Below are 16,307 nucleotides of genomic sequence, written 5' to 3'. Positions count from 1 at the left end.
GACAGGAGCTCGCTATGACCGATACCGACGCGGTGGCCGACGATCCGCGTACCGCCGCACTGCGCGCCGCCGTGCGCAAGCACATGGCACGGGCGAAAACCGATCTCGCCGAACTGGTTTCGTTCAAGTCGGTGGCCGACCCGCGCCAGTTCCCCGCCGCGGAATGCCGAAAGGCCGCGCAGTGGGTGGCCGATGCCTTCGCCGCCGAGGGGCTCTCCGACGCCGGACTGTACGCCACCCCCGACGGCACCGATACCGTGGTGGCCCGCTGCGCCGCACCCGCTGGGAAGCCGACGGTCATGCTGTACTGCCACTACGACGTGCAACCGCCGCTGGACGACGCGGCCTGGCATACGCCGGTGTGGCAGCTCACCGAGCGGGACGGGCGCTGGTACGGCCGTGGGGCGGCGGACTGCAAGGGCAATGTCGTCATGCACCTGACCGCCCTGCGGGCACTGCGGGACGTACTCGGGGACAAGGGCTTCCCGGTGGGGCTGACCTTGGTGTCGGAGGGCTCCGAGGAGCAGGGCACCGGCGGGCTGGAGCGATTCGTGCCGGAGAACGTGGACCTGCTGCGCAGCGACACCATCCTCATGTGCGACACCGGCAATTTCGCGGTCGGCGTGCCCACCTTCACCGAAACCCTGCGCGGCAACGTGAATGTCGTCGTCACCATCGAAACCCTCGGCAGCCCCATGCATTCGGGCATGTTCGGCGGCGCCGCGCCGGACGCGCTGGCGGCGCTCATCCACCTGTTGGCGACATTGCGCGACGAGCACGGCAACACCACCGTGGACGGCCTCGCCAACGACCAGGTGTGGGACGGGGTGCGGTATCCGCCGGAGCAGTTCCGGGCCGACGCCACCGTGCTGCCCGGGGTGGAGCTGGTCGGCAGCGGGACGCCCGCCGATATGCTCTGGGCGCGCCCGGCGCTGACCGTGCTCGGCATCGACGCGCCCAAGGTGATCGGGTCGTCGGCCGCCATCCAGCCCACCGCCGCCGCCCGGCTCAATCTGCGGATTCCGCCCGGGACCGACCCGGGGCAGGCGCTGCAGCTGCTCACCGCGCATCTGGAGCGGCACACGCCGTGGCACGCCCGGGTGACGATCGAGACCGAAGGCGTCGGCGCGCCGTTCGAGTCGGCGGCCGGTGGACCGGCCCGCACCGCCATGGAGGCCGCGCTGGCCGCCGCCTATGGTCGCCCGGCCACCACCGAGGGGCAGGGCGGAGCGATCCCGCTGTGCAATGTCTTCGCCGACACCTACCCGGACGCCGAGATCATGCTGTTGGGGGTGGAGGAGCCCAAGTGCCTGATCCACGCGCCCAACGAGAGCGTGGATCCGACCGAGATCGAGCATATGGCGCTGGCCGAGGCGCTGTTCCTGGCCTCGTACGCGGATTAGAACTCGGTGTGGTCCTCCGGCTCGATGACCCGGAAATCGGTTCCGGCCGGGGCCATTTCGTTGAGACGGCCGAAGTAGATCCCCTGCGCCGCGTCCGCGATGATCCCGTAGTGGATGGGGAAGGCGGTGCGGGGGTTCACGGCGCGCAGGTAGTCGACGGCCTCGCTGACCTTCATCCACGGCGCGACGGCGGGCAGCGCGAGGACGCCGACGGGGACCGGCGGCACCCACAGCGAGTCACCGGGGTGGACCAGCTCGGCCGGATCGTCCGGGGTGCCGAGTTGGAAGACCGTATTGTCGATGACCGGAATCTCGGGGTGGATGACGGCGTGGCGGCCACCGCCTCCGGTTATTTGTACATTTCCAACTTTCAAGACATTTCCGGCGTGCACGGCTTCCCACCGTTCCGCCCGCTGTTGCGCGGTCTGCGGATCGGAAAGCAAACGCGCCTTAGGATTGCCTTCGATAAGTGCGCTTATTCGATTCGGGTCGATGTGGTCGGGATGCTGATGGGTGACGGCAATGGCGTCCAATCCGGTGATGCCCTCGAAACCGTGCGAGAAGTTGCCGGGATCGAACAGGATCTTCGTGCCGTGCAGCTCCACCAGAATGCAGGAGTGTCCGAAATGGGCTATGCGCATACTGTGTATTCTGCCCCTCCGCTTCGCTCCTCCGCTCCGGTCGGTCCAGAACCGAGACGCGCCGCGAACCGGGAGGTTGTGGTGAGCGGCACGATCGAGCGGCCCCGGCGAGGTGTACTCGAGCAGCGGCAATTACCCTGATCAGGTAAACCCCCACCAGCTTTAGGAGCAACACGTGGCACGTGTCGTGGTCGAGGTGATGCCGAAGGCCGAGATCCTGGATCCGCAGGGTCAGGCCATTGTCGGCGCGCTCGGGCGCCTGGGACACCCGGGTATCTCGGATGTGCGCCAGGGCAAGCGATTCGAACTCGATGTCGACGACAACGTCAGCGACGACGAGCTCGAGCGGATCGCCGAATCGCTGCTCGCCAACACCGTCATCGAGGACTGGAAGGTCGTCCGGCTGTGAGCGCGCGCATCGGTGTCATCACCTTCCCGGGCACGCTCGACGATGTCGACGCCGCCCGCGCGGTGAACATCGCCGGTGCCGAGGCCGTCAGCCTGTGGCACGCCGACGCCGACCTGAAGGGCGTCGACGCGGTCATCGTGCCCGGTGGATTCTCCTACGGCGACTACCTGCGCTGCGGGGCCATCGCCCGCTTCGCGCCCGTCATGGGCGAAGTGGTGCAGGCCGCGGGCCGGGGCATGCCGGTGCTGGGCATCTGCAACGGTTTCCAGGTGCTGTGCGAGGCCGGGCTGCTGCCGGGCGCGCTCACCCGGAACGAGGGGCTGCACTTCATCTGCCGCGACCAGTGGTTGCAGGTGGAGACCGCCGACACCGCGTGGACCTCCCGCTACGAGCCCGGTGCGCAGATCCTCATCCCGCTCAAGTCCGGTGAGGGCCGCTACCAGGCGTCCGAGGCCGTGCTCGACGAACTCGAGGGTGAGGGCCGCGTGGTCTTCCGCTACGCGGGCGACAATCCGAACGGCTCCCAGCGTGGCATCGCCGGCATCGCCTCGGCCGACGGCCGCGTCGTCGGCCTCATGCCGCACCCGGAGCACGCCACCGAGGCGCTCACCGGCCCGAGCGACGACGGCCTGGGCATGTTCCTGTCCGTGCTGGACACCCTCGTCTCGGCCTGATCAGCAGATGCGGTCCAGGATGTCGAACTCGACACCGTCGACCGCCGCGATATAGCCGGGCAGCACCACCTGCTGTCCGGCGAATCGCCTTTCCCCCGAAGGGGTTTCGAGCACGCGGCCGTCCTGTACGGCCGCGTGCACGCGGCGCACGTCCAGTGACCCCGCCGATTCCGCCATGGCCCGCAGGGTGTGAATCGCCTCGTACTCGGTATTGCTGAAATTGGTGAGGGCGGGCGCGAATTCACCGTGCAGCCGCCGATACCGGGCCAGCCGGTCGGAGTCCGCGCCCGCGTTCACGAAAAAGCTCGACGGCACATACAGATTCCGGTTGGCCGCTGCGCCCCCGGTGAGCAGCACGTTCTGGTCCACCGCCGGGCTCACCCGCAGCTGCCGTTCGGCCCGCCCCACCCGCGTGAACTGGCGGTTGAACCGCGCCACATCGGCCCCGACCAGCAGCACGATCACCCCGTCCGCGCGGTCCAGGCGCGGATCGGTCAGGAACTCGGTGAAGTCCTCGGTGCCCAGCGGGACGAACATCTCCAGCGGCAGCGGCGGCTCCCGTCCGGCCTCGGCCAGATCGCCGCGCACCACCGCGGCGGTCCGCCGCGGCCACACGTAGTCGTTGCCGATGATCGCCCAGCGGCGCGCCCCCAACTCCCGCCGCAGCCAGCGCAGGGCGGGCAGAATCTGGTGGCTCGGATCCGAACCGACCAGGAAAAGGCCGGGTGGGGCCTGGTCCAGCCCCTCGTTGTCGGTGGCGAACAGGTACGGCACCCGCCCCGCCGTCACCCGGGCCACCGCCCGCCGTACCGCCGAGGTGTGCCAGCCGGTGACCGCGTGCACCATGCCGGTGGCCAGCAGCGCCTCCACCTCCCGCGCCACCTCGTCGGGATCGCGACCGCCGTCGATGTGCGTCGTACGCAATTCGCGACCGAGAATTCCAGTGCCACTGTTGATTTCTTCGGCGGCCAGAGAAATGGCGGCCTCACAGGACGGTGCGAAGATACCGCCGGGCCCCTGGAGCGGGACTATGTTGAGGATCTCGATACTGTGATCGAGATTCTCGGGCGGCGGTACCATCGGTTACTCTGCTTCTCGTTCGAGCGGAAATTGATGGGCGGACAATATGGCGACAATTGTAAGCAGCATTAACACGCTGCATGGAGCCCTGCGGGCCGCGGAACGCAGTTGGCTGCGTCACCTCGACGACGCTCTCGCCGCCCGCCGGCTCACCCCGGATCAGTGGTCCATGCTGTCCAATCTATCCGCCGACACCGGCATCACCATGAGCGAACTCGCCACGCGCGCCCAGCTCGCACCCTCCTCGGCCACCCGGCACGCCGACTGCCTGGCCGAACGCGGGCTCATCTTCCGCATCGCCGCCGCCGACGACCGCCGCCGCATCCTCATCGGACTCAGCCGCCGCGGCGTCGACCTGGTGCAGGAGGTGCGTGCCGAGGAGCAGCGCGCCGAAGCCGAACTGCGCCGCCGCCTCGGCGGTGTGAACTATCAGGAACTGCTGCGCCTGCTCGAGCAGGTCGCGGAGACCCCGCTGCCCGACTGACCGTGCTCGCGGCTGAAGTTCGTGCCCACGGTGGGTACCGGCCGGTTCGGGCGCATCCGATGGGTCTGGAGACCGGCTGTTATGTCTCGGCAGGTCGGATCACCGCCCGGATGCCGGGCGGCGGATGCGAAGCGTGACTGCTTAGGATCGGCTCATGCCCGTTTCCGTGACCGCTGCCACCGCCGCCGGACTGTGCGAATTCATCGACGCCTCGCCGTCCCCGTTCCACGTATGCCGCACGGTCGCGGCGGAACTCGACGATCACGGCTTCACCAGGCTGTCCGAATCCGCGCCCTGGCCGTCCAGCAGCGCCGGGCGCTACTACGTGGTGCGCGGCGGATCGCTGGTGGCGTGGGCCGACGGCGGGCCGGGTGCGCCGTCCGGGTTCCGGGGCGGGCAGGCCGCGCCGTTCCGGGTGATCGGGGCGCATACCGACAGCCCCAACCTGCGGGTGAAGCAGCATCCGGATCTGGCGTCCGCCGGATGGCAGCTGGTCGGGCTGGAGCCCTACGGCGGGGCCTGGCTCAACTCCTGGCTCGACCGCGATCTCGGCATCTCCGGGCGGCTGTCGGTGCGCGACGGAAATGTGGTGCGCGAGCGGCTGGTTCGCATCGACGAACCGATCCTGCGGGTGCCGCAGCTGGCCATCCACCTGTCCGAGGACCGGGGCGGGGTGAAACTCGATCCGCAGCGGCACGTCAACGCCGTCTGGGGCGTCGGCGTCGAACCGCGTTCCTTCCTGGCCTTCGTGGCCGAACGCTCCGGCATCGAACCGGACGCGGTGCTCGGCTGGGAACTCATGACCCACGACCTGGTGCCCGCCAAGCTCATCGGCCGCGACCTGGACCTGGTCAGCGCGCCCCGCCTGGACAACCAGGGCACCTGCTACGCGGGCCTGCGCGCTTTCCTGGCCGCCATCGCCGAACCCGGCGCGGCGGTGCCGGTGCTGGCCATGTTCGACCACGAGGAGGTCGGCAGCCAATCCGATCGCGGCGCGCAATCGGCCCTGCTGCCCGCCGTCCTCGAACGCATCGTCCTCACCCGCGGCGGCGGCCGCGCCGAATACCTCGCCGCCCTGGCCGGGTCCGTCTGCGCCTCCGGCGACATGGCCCACGCCACCCACCCCAACTACCCCGACCGCCACGAACCCATGCACCGCATCGAGGTCAACGGCGGCCCGGTGCTCAAGGTCAACCAGAACCTCCGCTACGCCACCGACGCCACCGGCGCGGGAGCCTTCGCCCTGGCCTGCTCCCAGGCCGACGTCCCGCTGCAACGCTACGTCCACCGCGCCGACCTCCCCTGCGGCTCCACCATCGGCCCCTTCACCGCCGCCCGCACGGGAATGCCGACCGTCGACGTGGGCGCGGCACAGCTGGCCATGCACTCGGCGCGGGAGCTGATGGGCGCGGCGGACGTGCCCGCGTACGCGGCGGCACTGGCGGCCTTCCTCACGCCGGAGATCGGGCGCTGAATGCAGTGATAGCGCAGGGCGACGACTGATAGCATTGATGGCAAGCCCGGCTAAGTGATGTCCACCCGGTGGGATGATGTCGTATGAAGAATGTGACAATCCGTAACCTCAGCGATGAGGTGCACCGTGCGATCCGCCAACGCGCGGCCACCCACGGCCGCAGTGTCGAGGCCGAGATGCGTGCCATTCTCGCTGAAGCCGTGCAACCGACCGAGCGGATCAAGCTCGGGTCGATGCTCGCGCGCGGCATCAGCGAGGAGAACAAACTCACCGACAATGAACTCGAAGAATACTTCGGACGCGACCGGACCCCGGCCGAGCCCCTGGGGTTCGAGTGATCGTCCTGGACACCAACGTCATCAGCGAGACCGCCACCAAGGACCCCAATCCGCGAGTACTGGCATGGCTCGATGCTCAGAACGTCGAAACCCTGTGCCTGACGGCGGTCACCGTAGGTGAACTCCGGTACGGCATCGCCGTCATGCCCGCCGGTCGCCGCCGCGACGAATACGCCGATTGGCTCGAAAACCTCACCATGCCATCGTTTTCCGGCCGCATTCTGCCTTACGACCTCGACGCTACCGCCCAATACGCACGCATCATGTCCACCGCCCGCGCCGCCGGATCGGCCATCTCTCCCCCGGACGGCATGATCGCGGCCACCGCAGCCGCCGCGGGCTTCACCGTCGCCACCCGCGACACCTCGCCATTCGAGGCCGCCGGAGTGCCGGTCATCAATCCATGGCGGTAGCTCGCTCGGCGCGGATACCCAGCCTTCGGCTGATCTCGCGTACGTCGGTACCCATGCCCGTGCGGGCGACGTTACGCGGCGAGACCCACCCCGCGATCGTTCGGGCAGTCGAGATTCATACCGCAGATGGGAGAACAACGATCTGCCTGGACGCGAAACTGGGGCCGATCGTCGGCGTGGGAACGTTGATCAGTCGCTGAATCCATGGCTAGGCGCGGAAGCCCATCTTCCGGCTGAACTCACGTACCTCGGCGCGCATGCCGGTAGGCGGCTTCTTCGACAGCTCGCCCAACATCTCTCGCGCATAGCCGTTGTAGCGGATCGTTTCGGGTGCGGTCCGCTCGCTCTCGATCAGCATCATGAGGGCGGCCGTCTCTTCGTCCCGCTGTAGGTACGCACGCGCCACTTCGATGAGATGTCGGCTCCGGCGGGGGAGGGAGACGATCTGATCGGGTTCGAAACTGCGTGCGGAGCGCAATGCCTCACCCGGCCGGTGCAGTTCCACGCCGAGAGTCGTCGCATGCGCGGCCATGACAGGCAGCGAGAACGAGGTCTGTACGTGACGGTAAGACGTCCCCAGCTGTCGCGCTATCTTGTCGGCGCGTTCCCATCCGGCCCATGCTTCGCCGCATCGCCCCCGGCGGGCGAATACGTAGGCGATCTCGGCCTCCAGCGCTCCAGTGATTCCCCGCCAATCGTCCGGTGTCGCTTCGCGGTGCAGATACGGGTCCAGTTGGTCGATGGCGCTACGGGCCAATGCGATCGCCTCTTCCCAGCGGCCGGAGTCCCGTAGCGCTTGCACCATCGCCCAAGCGCTGCATGCGATCACGTACGGGTCATCGGCTTCGTAGCCTTCGCTCATCGCGCGGTCGGCCACCATCCACACCAATTCCGGCGCTGGCTGATACGCGACGTAGAAGTCAGCCAATTGGTAGACGCCCGCCCGCGCGCGCCGTGCCTCGCGTCGCTCCTCTGAGGTGCGCGCCGCATGCTGAGCGTCGCGGATCAGACCGGGCAGCAGCGCACCCAGCTGCGTGCGATGGTCGGGGCTGGAATGCCTTATCCGCCATGCAGTCCGCAACCGTTCGGTGAGGTGCCGAGGACTGACGGTGCGGTCATCCGAGATCAGTCGGTAGTCGGTGAGCGCGGTCTGCACCTCGGTGAGAGCGGGATGACGTGCGCCCGCGAATACGGTCACCGGGACAGCGTGACCGTCGCCGGTCAACGTGGCGAGATCGTCCAGCTCCAATGCCTGGGCGATCCGCAGCAGCATCGGTAGGCGAGGAGTTTGCAAGCGGCCGTTCTCCACAGCCTTCACCCACTCCACCGACCTCCCGAGCAGACCGGCCAGTACGGGCCGAGAGATGCCCGCACGTTCGCGTTGAATCCTGATTCGCTGGCCGATGGTCATCGTGTCGATCACGGGACGCCCTTCCGTGTGGTGACCATCTCAGCGTAATCGCGGGACGGGCGTGTGAGAGGTACGAACTGTACCTATTTGCTGCTCAGGGCCGCCATACGGTGCATGCGTGGCCCCGACGCCGGGATGATCCGACGCCCCTCGGCGTCGGGTAGCCACTCCCATACTCGAGCATCGGAGGGAAGCGGAATGGACATCCTCGCCGTAGTTCTCATCGTTGCGGGCGTGCTAGCGGCCTTCGGCACTCACGAGCATCGACCGCCGCGCCATCGCTACGGGCAGCCTTTCGCCGAACTCCGGGCGCGGTTGGAGGCGGAGACCGCGCGTACCTATCTTCCACTGCGGGGGTGGTGACCGTGGACTTCGTCCGCATTCCCGTTGACGCCGACGCGATGTCGATCGCGACCGTGGTCAGTTGCGTGAGTCCCGAATGGGCACAGCGTGATCCACATCGGGCCATGCAGGTACACATCGAGTGTGAGGTCGGTGTGTGCGTCACGAAATCCGTTGCGCACCAGATGTTGCGGGAGCAGGGGAAGCTGGTGCCGGACTCGGGACGGGTGCGGTGACCGGTGAGGATTCGGAGTGGCTCGGGCGTGATCGGGTCGATGGCCCGATCGGGCTCGTGCATCGCGATGATGGTGTGTGGCCGGTGGGTGCGGACGGTTGGCCGGTCACCGATGTGGAGCCGGACAGTGGTGCCGCCCCAGACCTCGCAGCCCGGTATGACCTCCACCACATAATTAGCTAGAAGATTGCCAACCGACTGATCGTTCTGCTTTGGTCAAACGGTCAAAAGCTCTACAGGCGCAAGGCTCTTGGGGTGGGTTCGCTGTGATGAGGGTTTCCGCGGTTCCGATAGGTTTGCTGGTTGTTGTCTAGTCGGGGGTGGGGGTGGCGTCGGCGGAGCTGGTCCGCAGCCCCGATCACGTGGTCTCCAAGCCGACGGTGGATGGCTGGGTGGCGGAGGCGTCGCTGGTGAACGTGGTGGTCAACACCGTGCCGAATCTGGCCCAATCCCCATGGACGCGGGAGGCGTTCGTCGACGCCACCGCGATCGGCACCATCACCGGCCAGGGTTCGACGGGGGTGAAGTCGGGGGTGCTGCGTTCGGGGTTGCAGTTGGGTTGCAACACCGATGTGTCCTCGGGGTTGCAGACCGGGTCCTCGGCGTCGGTCGGCCCGAACGCCTCGGTCACCATCTCCGAACGCCCCTCGCTCAATGTGGGTGGTAGCGCGACGGTGTCGCCGTCGATCCAGTCCACGATCAAGCCGGGTGCGATCACCACGATCCCGCTCTCGGAACGGATGCTCGAGGGCGCGGTCGGCGCGTCGGATCTGACCGGTGTCCAGGTGCATGTGGACAACTGCCTGGGTCCGGTGAGTGTGCGGGTCTACACCCAGTTCTCGATGTCGACCCATGTCGCCGATACCACGGTGACGGTCTACTCCGACCCGACCACCATCTGAACGGGCGGGACCGGACATGAGACTCCCAACCCTCCCCAGACCTCAACGGCGAGGGCGCGCGGTCGCCGCCATCACCGCTTCCCTGACAGTGGTGGCGGCGACCGTGATCGCGCTCAACGCCGGATCGGCGACCGGCGAAACACCGGCCGAGCGGTGCGCGCGCGAGACCGCGGCCTACAACGCGGCGTGGGAATCGACGTGGCGAGCAAGCAATCCCGGCAATCCGGGACCCCCACCCCCGCCGCCGGTGCCGTATGTCTGCCACGACCCCGGCGAACCAACCACCACCACGACCACGCCACCACCGACCGCCCCAGGGCTACAGCCCACCCAAGCGCCCGGCGCAGGCGTGCAGGGTCAGGCCGGGAACGCTCCCGGCCAACTCCCGCACGGCAACGGCACCGACATCGTGCCCGGACTCACCACGACGCCACCTCCCGCAGGCCAACCTTCGGTGCTCGACCCCCACCGGACTCCAGTGAGAACGATCCCAGGGACGCCTGTCCCGGAGTCGACGTCGTCACCTGTCCCAACATCGCCACCGGGGGTGAAGGAGTCCTTTCCTGCCCGCCCGCCCGCCTGCGGTGCCACATGCTATTGGTATCGATACGAACTTGTCCCTCTGCTCGACACCTACGCCTATGTGCCGCCGGGTGCGCTACCCAACGGCGGCTACTGCATCACACCGGACCCGACGTCCAAACAGTGCACCAGCAGTGTGCAAAAATCGGTCGCTACCACCATCACCACACAGAACGATCTCGGGGTCGACCTGAAGTTCGACTACGGTGGGGTCAGTTTCAAGCATTCGGAGTCGGAAGCGAACCAGAACTCCGTCGCAGTCAACAAGACATGCTTCGGCGATCCACCACCACCCGGCTCCGCTTATGCAGCCTGGACCACCTACCAACGCTCCCAGTTCGTGGTCTACAAATACTTGATGCCTGACAATATCCTCGTCGATAAGAGCTACGGGGAAGCGCTGGTGCCGGACGGTGGAATCATCTGCAAAACCGTCCCGCTGGGCGATATGGCCTACCGGAACGGACAATAGGGACATGGCTGAAATGACACGAATTCGGATGCTAACCGCAATGTTCGGTCTCGTCGCTCTTGTCTTCGCGGTAGGTGGGTGCGGCAGTGACTCGGAGACAGATCCCGAACCTCAAACGCGTGATGTCTACGTCGAGGACCTTCTGGGCCAAACCTGGGACGCTGCCGATAAGCTGACCGGCTCCGACGTTGCACCCCCGTATTCGGTGCTTCGCACAATCAATGTGCTCGAGCTCCCAGGCGCGCCGAAAGCTGATCCAGCGCCGCCGATGTACGACAAGTCCGCCTACGTGGTGGTTGCGGCCTGCTTCTACAAACCCAACCCCGCGACGGCCACGACGGCGCCGAACACCGTCGTGACACAGCCTCCGATGACCGTGCGACCTCCGGTGACCGAAATTCCCTTCGAGTCACCAACGGTCCCATCCTTCGCGCCCTCACCGTCCTTGGACTACAACTACGACAATCGCGTAGTTCTGGGGATCACTCCTCGTGCCGCTGCGACACCGGACATCATCGACCGCGCGAAACAGTTGCAGTTCCAAGGCTTGATAACCCCAGGATATGACTGCCAGGACGCCACTATCCCGATCAAGGTTCCGATCTCATAATAAGAAGGTCCACCTGGCTCATATGCACCGAGGGGCAGTGCAGAAGCAAGTGCGGATCCTGTCGGCTGCGCGGCATGAGATCGCCGTTGATTTCGTATGGGCGATCGCCGGGGCGATGGCCCACGGTGAGTGGAGATATTTGAAGATGGCTGATTCAGATGCCTTCTTCTAGTCTGGTGCGATGCATTTCGCGGTAGGATGACAGAATGCACTCGGAGGGGGAATTCCAGCAGCGTGATCGACGCGTTGCAGGCGGCGATCGACACACTGTTGCGCGAGGACCTGACAGCGTTCACCGACGCCGAATTCGCCGCCCGCGTCCGAGGATTGGAGGTGTGTCGCCGTCGACTCGAGACGGTGGGTCATCGGCATGTGGTCGAAGTCAACGACCGAAAGCTGTGGACCACCACCGGGGCGGCGGGGTTGTACCGATATTTGGTGGAGACCCTGCGCCTGGCCAAGGCCGACGCGGTCGCCCGAGTGAAGACCGCCGCGCAGCTCGGAGTGTTGACCAGTGCCTACGGTGAGAAGTGTGAACCGCGTCTGCCGGCCACGGCCGCCGCGCAGGCCGAGGGCGCGATCTCGGGGGCGCGGTTGTGGGCGGCGACTTTCGGTGAACAGCTGGGTGTGCACGATCCCGAGGCGTTCGACCCTTCGGCTGATCTCGCGTGGGTCGGTACCCATACCCGTGCGGGCGGCGTTATGACGGAGGCGGTTTCGCTGATGGTCGTAGAGCGAGTCGACGTACTTCCAGCACGACCCGGATGGCTCTTCGTAACCGGGATACTCTCCGGCCGAGCGGTAGGCGCCGGAGACAGTGTTCTCGTTCATCACGGCGGCGAGACCCGCCCCGCGATCGTTCGGGCAGTCGAGATTCATACCGCGGACGGGGGAACGACGATCTGCCTGGACGCGGAACTGGGGCCGATCGTCGGTGTGGGGACGTTGATCAGTCGCTGAATCCATGGCTATAGGCGCGGGCACCCACCTTCCGGCTGAGCTCGCGTACCTCGGTGCGCATGCCGGTAGGCGGCTTCTTCGTCAGCTCGCTCAGCATCTCTCGCGCATAGCCGTTGTAGCGGATCGGTCCGCTCGCTAGAGGGTCACACCCAACCAGCGGGCGAATGCGCCTGTGCTGTCCGATTTCCGGCGCTCCGCCGAGGCGATGGCGAACAGCGACTCGCGGACGTTCGGGTGGAGTCTGGTCTGCTGTGGGGCGATGCGGCGGGCCATGGTGAGCGAGTACAGCGCCTTGTCCGGCTGACCGGCGAGGATCCAGGCGCGGGCATTGTCTTGCCAGTGGTGTCCGGCACGGGTAGCGGAGATATCGGTGGGGAGTCGCAGGGCGGCACCCTCGCGAGCTGCTTTGCCGGGATCCCCGGCCTCGAGTTCGACCGCACAGGCGTGGATTTCGACATTGCCCGGCCCGAATTCCGTGGTGTAGAGGTCGCTCTCGCATTGCATCGGCCGAGCGAGTCCTCGGGCCTCGGTGACGAACTGCTGAGCCAGGTCGAGATTGCGGTCGCGTCCGGCAACGATCGCGCCTCGGAGCAGCCCGTAGCCGCGCAGCACTCGCTCGGCCTCGCTCTGACCTGCCGCGAGCCCGATACCTTTTTCCACCAACGACATAGCAACCTCGGTCGAGCCGTGTGTCATGAGGAGGCGGGCACGTTTCATCAGGCTGCGCACTGTCATCAGCGGGTCGTCGACATGCGCGGCGGTCGAATCGAGGCGGTCCAGGATCAGCGCGGTCAGGGCGGTGTGGCCGAGGCGGGTACAAGCTCCCTCGGCCGCGATCCATGCGGAGCACAGCATGCGATATGCCTGATCGCTTTCGCTGCCGGTATGGACTGCCCCGTAGAGTTGACGGATCAGACCGGGCAACTCCGCAAGAGCCTTGCGTGTCTTGTCATTCCGCAGCGCGATTTCGATCGTGGTGAGGCGTGCCCGCAGCTCGGGCAGAGTCGCTGGCTCCACCTGTCGGACGAACGCACCCTCGGCGAGAATGGCGCGCAGATCCGCCAGACCATCGAGCGGCCCGTCCTCTTCCAAGGTGTCGTAGTACGGGGTGCCCATCAGGTGTTCGGGCTCGACGCCGAGTACCAGAGCGGCCTTCGCGATGTAACCGGGCGAGGCGGGCTCGCGGCCCTGTTCGACCGCCCTGACCATGCCCTTGCTGTAGCTGATGCGGTTCGCGAACGCCTCCTGCGTCAAACCGGCGACCTTGCGCTCCGCTGCGATACGACTGCCGATGCCGTTGGTGGTCATGCCGAGAACCTCGCTCCGAGTGGGCGGGTACAGGTACGCCTACGAGCGTATCCGGAATCGGCGGCGCGCGGTGGGGCAAGTTGCTGGCACTTTTCTGGTACTTCGGCTGGTAGCGGGCGTGTGAGGCTGCTTGTGGCCCCGACACCGGGATGGTCTCGACGCCTCGGCGAGGGTGCCTCCACATCACCGATCGCATCGGAGGGAAGCGGAATGGACGTCCTCGCCATCATTCTCATCGTTGCGGGCGTGCTAGCGGCCCTCGCCTCGCACGAGCACCGGCCGCCGCGCCACCGCCACGGGCAGCCTGTCGCCGAACTTCAGGCGCGGTTGGCGGCCGAGTCCGCGCGCACCTTTCTTCCGCTGCGGGGGTGGTGAGTGTGGATCTCGTCAGCATTCCTGTTGGGGCCGAAGCGATTTCCATCGCGACCCTGGTCAGTTGCGTGAGTCCCGCATGGACGCAGCGCGATCCGCACCGGGCGATGCAGGTGCACATCGAGTGCGAGGTCGGGGTGTGCGTCACGAAATCCGTTGCGCACCAGATGTTGCGGGAGCAGGGGAAGCTGGTGCCGGATTCCGGGCGGGTACGGTGACCGGCGCGGAGTCGGCGTGGCGCGGACGTGATCGGGCCGACGACCCGATCGGGTTCCTGCATCGCGATGACGGGGTGTGGCCGGTGGGCGCGGACGGGTGGCCGGTCACCGATATGGCGGTGGACGTCGACCAGTCCTGTTCCGACTCCGCCGACCGTGGCCGATGGCGTTGAACGCCGCGTGGGCTGCGGCTGACGCCGCAGCCCACGCGAAAGTGTCGATCAGAGCACCAGGGCACCCGCGACGGCACCGACAATGGTGCCGGCGATCGCACCGATGAAGATCATCGGAACGCAGCCGACGATCAGACCGGCGAGGCCGATCATGCAACCGGCGACGGCACCGGCGAAGAAGCCGACGACCATACCCGCGACACTGCCGACCAGGCCGATGTCCTGCGCCTCGCTCACCGAGGCGACCCGCTGCTCGGACGTCGGATGCATGGTGACGGTGCTGCCGTCGGCGCTGACCTCGGCGCTGAGACGCACGATGCGCTCGGTGTTGGCGAACACGGTGGAGACGTTCTGAACCGCGCTGCCGTCATTGTTGGTGATGGTGATCGTATTGCCGTCCGGGCTCAGCTCGAACCGGCCGCCGACCAGATGCGCGGTAATGCCGGCGCCGTCCTCGGAAGCGCCGGCGGTGACGGTCATACCCTGGTCGGTCGCGGTCATGGTGGGCCCGCTGAATACGGGGGCCGCGACAGCGGTTTCACCGTGCGATGTTGCTGCCGACACTCCGGTGGCGGCAATAGCAAGCAACGACGTAGCAACGAGCTTACGAATCCACACGTGCAGACACACCTTTCGACAGGCGCTGACAGTGTCAGCGTGAAATGGTTGGGGGAGGAAAGCACCTCCGGTGGTACCGCATCGTTCGCTGATAGCTACCGCTACCAGTGTGGCGAGCGCGAGACAGACCATACAGTCACGCAAGAGCTTTCAATGGATTGAACACGCCAGAATTACGGCGTGCCGCGAAAACCATTCTTCGATTCCCTAGAGATACAGCAACTTTCAAGTGGACAAACCGGACATCTAGCACCCGATGCCGCAATTGGGCAAATGAATAGTTACCCATATTGTCGGCAGTTTCACGGCGTAAACGCCGGTACGGGCCGCAGTCGGCCGTTGAGTATTTCGAGATGGAACGGAAGCGCGAATCCGGATGGCGTGTCGGCGGATCGGAAAAGCGTTCTCGGCCGGGTCCGACCGCTGTCATGACCTCGATCACAAAAGTAGCTAGAAGATTGCTATCGGAGTGGCTGTTCTGCTGTGGTCGAACAGTTAGAAGCTCTACAGGCGCAAGACTCTTGGGGTGGGCTCGCTGTGATGATGAGGGTTTCCGCGGTTGCGGTTGGGTTGCCGGTGGTTGTCTTGTGGGAGCTGGGGGTGGCGTCGGCGGAGTTGTTCGCAGCCCCGATCACGTGGCCTCCAAGCCTACGGTGGATGGCTGGGTGGCGGAGGCGTCGTTGGTGAACGTGGTGGTCAACACCGTGCCGAATCTGGCGCAATCCCCGTGGACGCGGGAGGCGTTCGTCGACGCCACCGCGATCGGCAACATCACCGGCCAGGGCAGCAGCGGGGTGAAGTCCGGGGTGCTGCGTTCGGGGTTGCAGCTGGGCTGCAACACCGACGTGTCCTCGGGGTTGCAGACCGGGTCCTCGGCATCGGTCGGTCCGAATGCCTCGGTCACCATCTCCGAACGCCCTCGGTCAATGTCGGGGGCAGTGCGACGGTGTCACCGTCGATCCAGACCACGATCAAACCCGGTGCGATCACCACGATCCCGCTCTCGGAACGCGTACTCGAGGGCGCTGTCGGCGCCTCGGACCTGACCGGCATCCAGGTCCATGTGGACAACTGTCTGGGTCCGGTGAGTGTGCGGGTCTACACCCAGTTCTCGATGTCCAGCCACGTCGCCTCCCGGGCGTGTCGCGGTCTCGTTGTCGGGAGACACGTCTGATTGCTCGCCCGGAC

General features: G+C 66.5%; 20 protein-coding genes and 1 pseudogene. 16 read left to right on the top strand and 5 right to left on the bottom strand.

Annotated elements, in window-relative coordinates; translation table 11 throughout:
• Positions 1-14: 14 nt before the first annotated feature.
• Positions 15-1,403, top strand: coding sequence for a dipeptidase (locus QMO76_RS24610; RefSeq protein ID WP_306363700.1), 1,389 nt, complete (start codon positions 15-17; stop codon positions 1,401-1,403).
• Here the strand turns inward: QMO76_RS24610 and QMO76_RS24605 are convergent.
• Positions 1,400-2,044: an MBL fold metallo-hydrolase gene (locus QMO76_RS24605; protein WP_306363699.1), complete on the bottom strand. Its 645-nt coding sequence runs from the start codon at positions 2,042-2,044 to the stop codon at positions 1,400-1,402. The two genes, QMO76_RS24610 and QMO76_RS24605, sit on opposite strands and share 4 nt — an antisense overlap.
• Before the next feature lie 175 nt (positions 2,045-2,219).
• Here QMO76_RS24605 and purS point away from each other — a divergent pair, with 175 nt between their 5' ends.
• Together purS and purQ are read left to right on the top strand one after the other, a co-directional pair.
• Positions 2,220-2,453 (top strand): phosphoribosylformylglycinamidine synthase subunit PurS, encoded by a 234-nt coding sequence (purS, locus tag QMO76_RS24600; RefSeq protein ID WP_029926445.1) that lies wholly within the window; start codon positions 2,220-2,222, stop codon positions 2,451-2,453.
• Positions 2,450-3,127, top strand: a complete 678-nt coding sequence (purQ, locus tag QMO76_RS24595; RefSeq protein WP_306363698.1) for a phosphoribosylformylglycinamidine synthase subunit PurQ — start codon at positions 2,450-2,452, stop codon at positions 3,125-3,127. The genes purS and purQ overlap by 4 nt, the downstream gene beginning before the upstream one ends.
• On the opposite strand, the gene QMO76_RS24590 is transcribed toward purQ, so the two are convergent.
• Positions 3,128-4,207, bottom strand: a complete 1,080-nt coding sequence (locus QMO76_RS24590; RefSeq protein WP_306363697.1) for a substrate-binding domain-containing protein — start codon at positions 4,205-4,207, stop codon at positions 3,128-3,130.
• Between the two features lie 46 nt (positions 4,208-4,253).
• Between QMO76_RS24590 and QMO76_RS24585 the strand changes: the two genes are divergently transcribed.
• From QMO76_RS24585 to QMO76_RS24570, 4 genes are all read left to right on the top strand, one after another.
• Entirely contained in the window at positions 4,254-4,691 is a 438-nt protein-coding gene (locus QMO76_RS24585; RefSeq protein ID WP_306363696.1) for a MarR family winged helix-turn-helix transcriptional regulator, read from the top strand.
• Positions 4,692-4,845: 154 nt separating this feature from the next.
• Complete coding sequence (locus tag QMO76_RS24580) at positions 4,846-6,165, top strand: M18 family aminopeptidase (protein ID WP_306363695.1); 1,320 nt, start codon at positions 4,846-4,848, stop codon at positions 6,163-6,165.
• A gap of 83 nt (positions 6,166-6,248) precedes the next feature.
• Positions 6,249-6,503 carry a plasmid stabilization protein gene (locus QMO76_RS24575; RefSeq protein ID WP_306363694.1) on the top strand — a complete coding sequence of 85 codons (255 nt, stop codon included), beginning with the start codon at positions 6,249-6,251 and terminating at the stop codon, positions 6,501-6,503.
• Complete coding sequence (locus QMO76_RS24570; protein ID WP_306363693.1) at positions 6,500-6,916, top strand: type II toxin-antitoxin system VapC family toxin; 417 nt, start codon at positions 6,500-6,502, stop codon at positions 6,914-6,916. Before QMO76_RS24575 ends, QMO76_RS24570 begins: the two co-directional genes overlap by 4 nt.
• A gap of 208 nt (positions 6,917-7,124) precedes the next feature.
• On the opposite strand, the gene QMO76_RS24565 is transcribed toward QMO76_RS24570, so the two are convergent.
• Complete coding sequence (locus QMO76_RS24565) at positions 7,125-8,339, bottom strand: helix-turn-helix domain-containing protein (RefSeq protein ID WP_306363692.1); 1,215 nt, start codon at positions 8,337-8,339, stop codon at positions 7,125-7,127.
• Positions 8,340-8,692: 353 nt separating this feature from the next.
• On the opposite strand from QMO76_RS24565, the gene QMO76_RS24560 reads away from it, so the two are divergent.
• The 5 genes from QMO76_RS24560 to QMO76_RS24540 all read left to right on the top strand — a co-directional run bounded on the left by QMO76_RS24560 (position 8,693) and on the right by QMO76_RS24540 (position 12,430).
• A complete protein-coding gene (locus QMO76_RS24560; RefSeq protein WP_306363691.1) occupies positions 8,693-8,905 on the top strand; it encodes a hypothetical protein in 213 nt (70 codons plus the stop codon).
• Positions 8,906-9,230: 325 nt separating this feature from the next.
• Positions 9,231-9,806: an MspA family porin gene (locus QMO76_RS24555; protein ID WP_306363690.1), complete on the top strand. Its 576-nt coding sequence runs from the start codon at positions 9,231-9,233 to the stop codon at positions 9,804-9,806.
• 91 nt (positions 9,807-9,897) lie between these two features.
• The gene (locus tag QMO76_RS24550; protein WP_306363689.1) at positions 9,898-10,860 is read left to right on the top strand and encodes a hypothetical protein; all 963 of its coding nucleotides are present in this window, start codon (positions 9,898-9,900) and stop codon (positions 10,858-10,860) included.
• 4 nt (positions 10,861-10,864) lie between these two features.
• Positions 10,865-11,470 carry a hypothetical protein gene (locus tag QMO76_RS24545; RefSeq protein WP_306363688.1) on the top strand — a complete coding sequence of 202 codons (606 nt, stop codon included), beginning with the start codon at positions 10,865-10,867 and terminating at the stop codon, positions 11,468-11,470.
• 198 nt (positions 11,471-11,668) lie between these two features.
• Positions 11,669-12,430, top strand: a complete 762-nt coding sequence (locus QMO76_RS24540; RefSeq protein ID WP_306363687.1) for a DUF222 domain-containing protein — start codon at positions 11,669-11,671, stop codon at positions 12,428-12,430.
• A gap of 135 nt (positions 12,431-12,565) precedes the next feature.
• Here QMO76_RS24540 and QMO76_RS24535 read toward each other — a convergent pair whose 3' ends face one another.
• On the bottom strand, positions 12,566-13,738 hold the full coding sequence (locus tag QMO76_RS24535; protein WP_306363686.1) for a helix-turn-helix domain-containing protein: 1,173 nt from the start codon (positions 13,736-13,738) through the stop codon (positions 12,566-12,568).
• 210 nt (positions 13,739-13,948) lie between these two features.
• On the opposite strand from QMO76_RS24535, the gene QMO76_RS24530 reads away from it, so the two are divergent.
• From QMO76_RS24530 to QMO76_RS24520, 3 genes are read left to right on the top strand one after another with little or no spacing between them, the layout of a single operon-like run.
• Positions 13,949-14,113, top strand: coding sequence for a hypothetical protein (locus QMO76_RS24530; protein ID WP_306363685.1), 165 nt, complete (start codon positions 13,949-13,951; stop codon positions 14,111-14,113).
• 2 nt (positions 14,114-14,115) lie between these two features.
• Entirely contained in the window at positions 14,116-14,328 is a 213-nt protein-coding gene (locus QMO76_RS24525) for a hypothetical protein (protein ID WP_306363684.1), read from the top strand.
• A complete protein-coding gene (locus QMO76_RS24520) occupies positions 14,325-14,501 on the top strand; it encodes a hypothetical protein (protein WP_306363683.1) in 177 nt (58 codons plus the stop codon). Before QMO76_RS24525 ends, QMO76_RS24520 begins: the two co-directional genes overlap by 4 nt.
• A 48-nt stretch (positions 14,502-14,549) precedes the next feature.
• On the opposite strand, the gene QMO76_RS24515 is transcribed toward QMO76_RS24520, so the two are convergent.
• On the bottom strand, positions 14,550-15,251 hold the full coding sequence (locus tag QMO76_RS24515) for a hypothetical protein (RefSeq protein WP_306363682.1): 702 nt from the start codon (positions 15,249-15,251) through the stop codon (positions 14,550-14,552).
• A gap of 221 nt (positions 15,252-15,472) precedes the next feature.
• Here QMO76_RS24515 and QMO76_RS24510 point away from each other — a divergent pair.
• Positions 15,473-16,293: pseudogene (locus tag QMO76_RS24510) on the top strand (MspA family porin).
• The last annotated feature ends 14 nt before the right edge of the window (positions 16,294-16,307 follow it).

Origin of the sequence: Nocardia sp. CC227C (assembly GCF_030767025.1) — a bacterium.
Lineage (GTDB): Bacteria > Actinomycetota > Actinomycetes > Mycobacteriales > Mycobacteriaceae > Nocardia.
Note: the sequence above shows the minus strand (reverse complement) of the source record. Positions and strands in the feature narration are given on the sequence as shown.